Origin of the sequence: Azonexus sp. (assembly GCF_036170495.1) — a bacterium.
Taxonomy (GTDB): domain Bacteria; phylum Pseudomonadota; class Gammaproteobacteria; order Burkholderiales; family Rhodocyclaceae; genus Azonexus.
Genome location: NZ_JAVHPH010000142.1, coordinates 1 through 5,032, shown reverse-complemented (window position 1 = coordinate 5,032; position 5,032 = coordinate 1). Strand labels below are relative to the sequence as shown.

The 5,032-nt window shown below is 61.3% G+C and carries 5 protein-coding genes; 2 read left to right on the top strand and 3 right to left on the bottom strand.

The features are described from left to right. Together ADADOO_RS04505 and ADADOO_RS04500 are read left to right on the top strand one after the other, a co-directional pair. On the top strand, positions 1–817 hold an 817-nt coding region (locus tag ADADOO_RS04505), incomplete at its 5' end, for an RsmB/NOP family class I SAM-dependent RNA methyltransferase (protein WP_511275373.1). Further along, positions 814–2,094 (top strand): mechanosensitive ion channel family protein, encoded by a 1,281-nt coding sequence (locus ADADOO_RS04500; RefSeq protein ID WP_511275371.1) that lies wholly within the window; start codon positions 814–816, stop codon positions 2,092–2,094. The genes ADADOO_RS04505 and ADADOO_RS04500, both read left to right, overlap by 4 nt. A gap of 84 nt (positions 2,095–2,178) precedes the next feature. On the opposite strand, the gene ADADOO_RS04495 is transcribed toward ADADOO_RS04500, so the two are convergent. The 3 genes from ADADOO_RS04495 to ADADOO_RS04485 all read right to left on the bottom strand — a co-directional run bounded on the left by ADADOO_RS04495 (position 2,179) and on the right by ADADOO_RS04485 (position 4,873). After that, positions 2,179–2,325, bottom strand: coding sequence for a hypothetical protein (locus tag ADADOO_RS04495; protein WP_511275369.1), 147 nt, complete (start codon positions 2,323–2,325; stop codon positions 2,179–2,181). A 110-nt stretch (positions 2,326–2,435) separates the two neighbouring features. Beyond that, complete coding sequence (gene ovoA, locus ADADOO_RS04490; RefSeq protein ID WP_511275368.1) at positions 2,436–4,541, bottom strand: 5-histidylcysteine sulfoxide synthase; 2,106 nt, start codon at positions 4,539–4,541, stop codon at positions 2,436–2,438. A gap of 152 nt (positions 4,542–4,693) precedes the next feature. Continuing rightward, the gene (locus ADADOO_RS04485; protein WP_511275366.1) at positions 4,694–4,873 is read right to left on the bottom strand and encodes a hypothetical protein; all 180 of its coding nucleotides are present in this window, start codon (positions 4,871–4,873) and stop codon (positions 4,694–4,696) included. Positions 4,874–5,032: the final 159 nt, after the last annotated feature.

Genomic DNA, 5,032 nt, shown 5'->3' with positions numbered 1-5,032 from the left:
GCCGGCGCCGCTCGACCTGCGCGTCAATACGCTCAAAGCCAACCGCGAAGACGTGCTGGCCAAGCTAGCCGAAGATGGCATCGCCGCCATGCCCGGCCCGTTGTCGCCGATTGCCGTTCGTCTGCGCGACAAGCCGGCGCTGGCCAAACACCCGCTGTTCATCGAAGGCGCCGTCGAGGTTCAGGACGAAGGCAGCCAGCTGCTCGGCTACCTGCTCGAACCGAAGCGCGGCGAAATGGTCGTCGATTTCTGCGCCGGCGCCGGCGGCAAGACGCTGCTGCTCGGCGCCTTGATGCGCAATACCGGCCGCCTCTACGCCTACGATGTGTCCGACAAACGGCTGGCCAACCTCAAGCCGCGTCTGGCCCGTTCTGGTTTGTCCAACGTCCATCCGGCCCGCATCGAGCATGAGCGTGATACCAAGATCAAGCGTCTGGCCGGCAAGGCCGACCGCGTGCTGGTCGATGCGCCGTGTTCCGGCCTCGGCACGCTGCGCCGCAATCCCGACCTCAAATGGCGTCAGGATGAAGCTTCGGTGGCCGAACTGACCGTCAAGCAATTGTCCATTCTCGAAGCGGCTTCGACCATGGTCCGCCCCGGCGGCCGTCTGGTTTATGCCACCTGCAGCCTGTTGACCGCAGAAAACGACGACATCGTCGCCGCTTTCCTGGCCAAACATCCGGAATTCACGCTACTCCCGGCGTCGACCGTGCTCGCCAAGCAGGGCATCGGCTTCGCCGGCGAGATGCTGCGTCTGCTGCCCAATCAGCACAATACCGACGGCTTCTTCGCCGCCGCGCTGGAAAAGAAGGCATGAGCGAAAAAAGCCACGCCTTGCGCCTGATCAACGATCTGGTAGCGGATTTTCGCAATCCGGATTTCGTCTGGCAGGTCATCGCGCTGGTTGCCTGTATCGGCCTCGCCGCGCTGATTGCGGCGTGGTGGCGCGGCCGTCGTACGGAAGGCGAAGGACGGCTGTCCGACGCCAGTTCCCGGCTCGCCTTTCCGCTCACCGGCATGCTCTTGACCGGCTTCGCCATCGCTACGCTCGGTTCCTTCTTCAGCGTCAATCTGCTCCGGCTCGCCATGCCGCTGTTCGGCTCGATGGCGCTGGTGCGCAGCGTTGTTTTCGTGCTCCGTCAGGCTTTTCCGCGGGCGACCTGGCTGACCGCCTGGGAACGCATCATCGCGGCCGTCGTCTGGAGCTGGCTGGCGCTTTACATCACCGATCTGGCGCCCGATGTCATCGATGCCCTGGAAAGCGTGCAATTTCACGTCGGCAAGCAGCACATCGATTTATGGACCGTGCTGCGCGGCGTGGCCACCGTCTTCCTGACGGTCGTCTTCGCGCTGTGGATCGCTGGCGTCATCGAGGCGCGGCTGATGGGCGTCGAGACGCTCGACGGCAATCTGCGCATCGTCGGCGTGCGCGTCGCCAAGGCCGGTCTGACCGTCATCGCGATCCTGGCCAGCCTGGGGCTGGTCGGCATCGACATGACGGCGCTCTCGGTATTCACCGGCGCGCTCGGCGTCGGCCTCGGTTTTGGTTTGCAGAAGATTGCCAGCAATTACGTCTCCGGCTTCATCATCCTGCTCGACCGTTCGATCCGCATCGGCAATGTCATCCAGGTCGGCACCGATGCCGGCGAGGTGACGCAGATCACGACGCGCTACACCGTGCTCAAGCACCCGGGCGGCAGCGAGTTCATTGTGCCGAACGAAACGCTGATCAGCAGTACGGTGCAGAACCAGACCTATTCGGACGCCCAGTTGCGCCTGACGACCAGCGTTGGCGTCGCCTACGACAGCGATCTCGATCTGGCCGTCCGCCTCATGACCGAGGCCGCCGCCGCTCAGGAACGCGTGCTGGCCGATCCGTCGCCCCGGGTTTTCCTGACCCAGTTCGCCGACAGCAGCATCAACCTCGAACTCGGCTTCTGGATCGACGACCCGGAAAAGGGCAAGGGCAACGTCATTTCCGACATCAACTTCGCCATCTGGCGTGCCTTCCAGGCCAACGGCATCGTCATCCCCTTCCCGCAGCGCGAAATTCGCCTGCTCAACGAGGCGCCACCGCCTCTCGCCAGTGCCTGAAAAATGGCGCGGGGTGAGCGCGCCATTTTGATTTTTGGCCTTTTCCCCGGTTGACCGTGGAATCGTCGTCCCGGAACAAAAAACCTAGCTGAGCAGCATCATCTGCCGCTCGTAGTTGCGCAACAGACGCTCCTTGCGTTGCCGGTCGAAGGCTTTGCTGGCGTGGGCAATGCGCTGACCGAGCTTGTCCAGTTTGAAAAATTTCTTGAGTTTGCGCTTCGTCTTTTCCATGGTGAAGTCTCCGTTGGGTGAGGACGGATTCACTTTATCGAGCCGGGCGGATAGCGTCTGTGGCGGTCTTTTGCAACATTTGTAACCGATTCTGACGCAGCCGCATCCTGCTAAATCCGCTCCCAGACGGTGACTTCCGACAGCGTGTGCTGGAATTTCCGTTTCGTTTCGCGAATGACGAAAGCTACAGCTTGAGGCTCGCCCACCAGGCGAAAATGCTCGCTCAGCATGGCTTTCAGTCCATCGAAGGTGGTGAAATTTTCGCCATCCTTCTTGAAACCGCCGATCCATTCCTCGCGTTTCGTATGTTCCGGCAGCCAGGTGTAGGGCGAGGTCAGCATGAGCAAACCGCTCGGGTTGATGCGTTCATGGACGGTTTTGAGGAAAAGCGCCGGGCTGTACAGGCGGTCGATCAGGTTGGCGGCCAGGATCAGGTCGTAGCCGGCGAAAACCGGTTTGAGGTTGCAGGCGTCGCCCTGGAAGAATTCGACCTTGGTCGCCATGTTGCTCAGGCCCAAGGCTGCTAGCGAGCATTCCTTGTAGCTGACCAGTTCGCCTTCTTCGGTCAGCGTGTAGCGCAGCCGGCCCTGTTCAGCCAGTTGCGTGCCGACGCCGATGAAGCGGGCCGAGAAATCGATGCCGGTGACCTGGTCGAAATGGCGGGCCAGTTCGAAAGTCGCCCGGCCAGTGGCGCAGCCGAGATCGAGCGCCTTGCCGGCCGGCTTGTTGCCCATGGCGGCAATGGCCAGTTGGGCCAGGGTTTGCGGGAAATTGGCGACGCCGAAATAGTCGTCGCCGTAATGGAATTCGATGTATTCGGAAATCAGCCGGTCGGTTTCGTAGTGCGAAGCCGGCTGGGTGGCCGGCGCCTCGGCGACGATATAGCGGAAACCGGCGTGCTGGAAGAAATGGCGGCGGAAAGCATAGCGCGAGACCGGCGCCGCTTCGTTGCCGCAGGAAATCCACGAACCGCCCTTCAACAGGTTGTGACGCTCGTCGAAGGTCGGTGTCGTGAAATCGTCGTAGATCGGATGGACTTCGAAGCCGGCGAACGGGTAGATCGGCGTTTCCTGCCATTGCCAGACATTGCCGATGACATCGAAGAGCGGGCCGTGGGCAAAGCGATTGACCGGGCAACTCGATGCCGCGTGGCTTAAACCGAGATTCGCCGGTACCTCGCCGGGCAGCTCGGCAACCCCGGCGAACTGGCGCAGCGCCTGCCATTCATCCTCGCTCGGCAGGCGCACGGCCTGACCGCTCTCGCGCGCCTTCCAGTTACAGAAAGCCTTGGCCTCGTGATAATTGGTTTCGACCGGCCAGTCCCAGGGCATGGCGACTTCTTCGAGCATCAGGCGCAGGCGCCATTGCGTGCCGTCCTTGATCCAGAAAGTCGGATGGGCGGCCTTGGCGAATTTCTTCCAGGCGGCGCCTTCCTCCGGCCACAACGTGTTGTCGGTATAGCCGCCGGCTTCGACGAAGGCGAGATACTCGCGATTCGACACCAGATAACGGCTGGCCTGGAATGCTGCGGTCGACGCCGCGTGGCAGCCGAATTCGTTGTCCCAGCCATAGATTTTCGGGTCGCTGCGGTCGCGGCCGAGGCGCAGTTCGGCGGCTGGAATGCCGACCAGCGCGTTCTCCGGCGCCGGCCCTCTGTCGCGACAGGGTTCCCAGGCCGGATGCTTCTGCACGTATTTGAGCTGATGCTGGCGGATCAACACCGACGAGGTTTCGAGGTGGATGCGCTCATGCTCGATGCCCATCAGGATGATCCAGAACGGGTCTTCCCAGCCGATGGGCAGGGTTAGCGAATTTGTGCGAATTATCCGGTCGACCGTAGCGCGCACGCTTTGCCGATAGGCGCACACCTCATCGACGCCTGGCCAGTCGTAACGTTGGTCGTTGAGGTCGTCCCAGCTCATTTCATCGACGCCGATGGCGAACATCGACTCGAAACCCGGGTTGATGCGTCGCTCGAGCAGACCGGCGAGGACCAGCTTGTTGATGAAAAAGGTGGCGGTGTGGCCGAAGTAGAAAATGAGCGGATGACGCAGCGCAATCGGTTTGACGTAATACGCCTCGTCGCAGGTCAATACTTCGAACAACTGCTCATAGCGGTCGAAGGTGGCGTGAAAGTAGTCGAGGATCTGGAGACGCTTCTGTTCGGCATCGGTGCCCGTCAACAGGGGCGTAGCGGGGAAAAGGGCTGGCTTCATGCGGCTACCGGTCGTGGATGTTTTGACAGATCAAAGGGGAGTGGGTGATTAGACCGCCATATTGCTGAGAAGGCAAAAAAAACCCCGCCACGAGGGCGGGGTAACAGGGAGTTTCTCGAATCGGGGGAAATTCGAGAGGAGGGTAAAACGGTTCAGCGTTTGCGGCGCCTGTTCAACCAATAGCGGGTAACGGCGATAACCGCACCGGCGGCAACGGCGGTAACCGCAGCATTGAGCGGTTCAGCCTGACCTTCCGACAGCCAGTCGAATCCGGTGATGCCGATGAAGACACCCAGGGATTCGCTGATCGGCAGGTTGTCCGCAAAGGCCATTAGCGATCGGCGCGGACAGGGATGGTGGCCAGCGCCGGCTGGGCCTGGGCGGTGGCCAGTTCGAACAGATACTGGCGGGTGGCGTCGATAAATTGTTTGATGTTCATGGTGATCATTTCCTTGTCGTCCTCTTGATGGGATTGGCTTGCTTCCATGCCT

Bases quoted from the DNA above. Each gene is read 5' to 3' on its own strand.
- ADADOO_RS04495 (WP_511275369.1), bottom strand. From the start codon at position 2,325: ATGGAAAAGACGAAGCGCAAACTCAAGAAATTTTTCAAACTGGACAAG.
- ADADOO_RS04500 (WP_511275371.1), top strand. From the start codon at position 814: ATGAGCGAAAAAAGCCACGCCTTGCGCCTGATCAACGATCTGGTAGCG.
- ADADOO_RS04485 (WP_511275366.1), bottom strand. From the start codon at position 4,873: ATGGCCTTTGCGGACAACCTGCCGATCAGCGAATCCCTGGGTGTCTTC.
- ovoA (WP_511275368.1), bottom strand. From the start codon at position 4,541: ATGAAGCCAGCCCTTTTCCCCGCTACGCCCCTGTTGACGGGCACCGAT.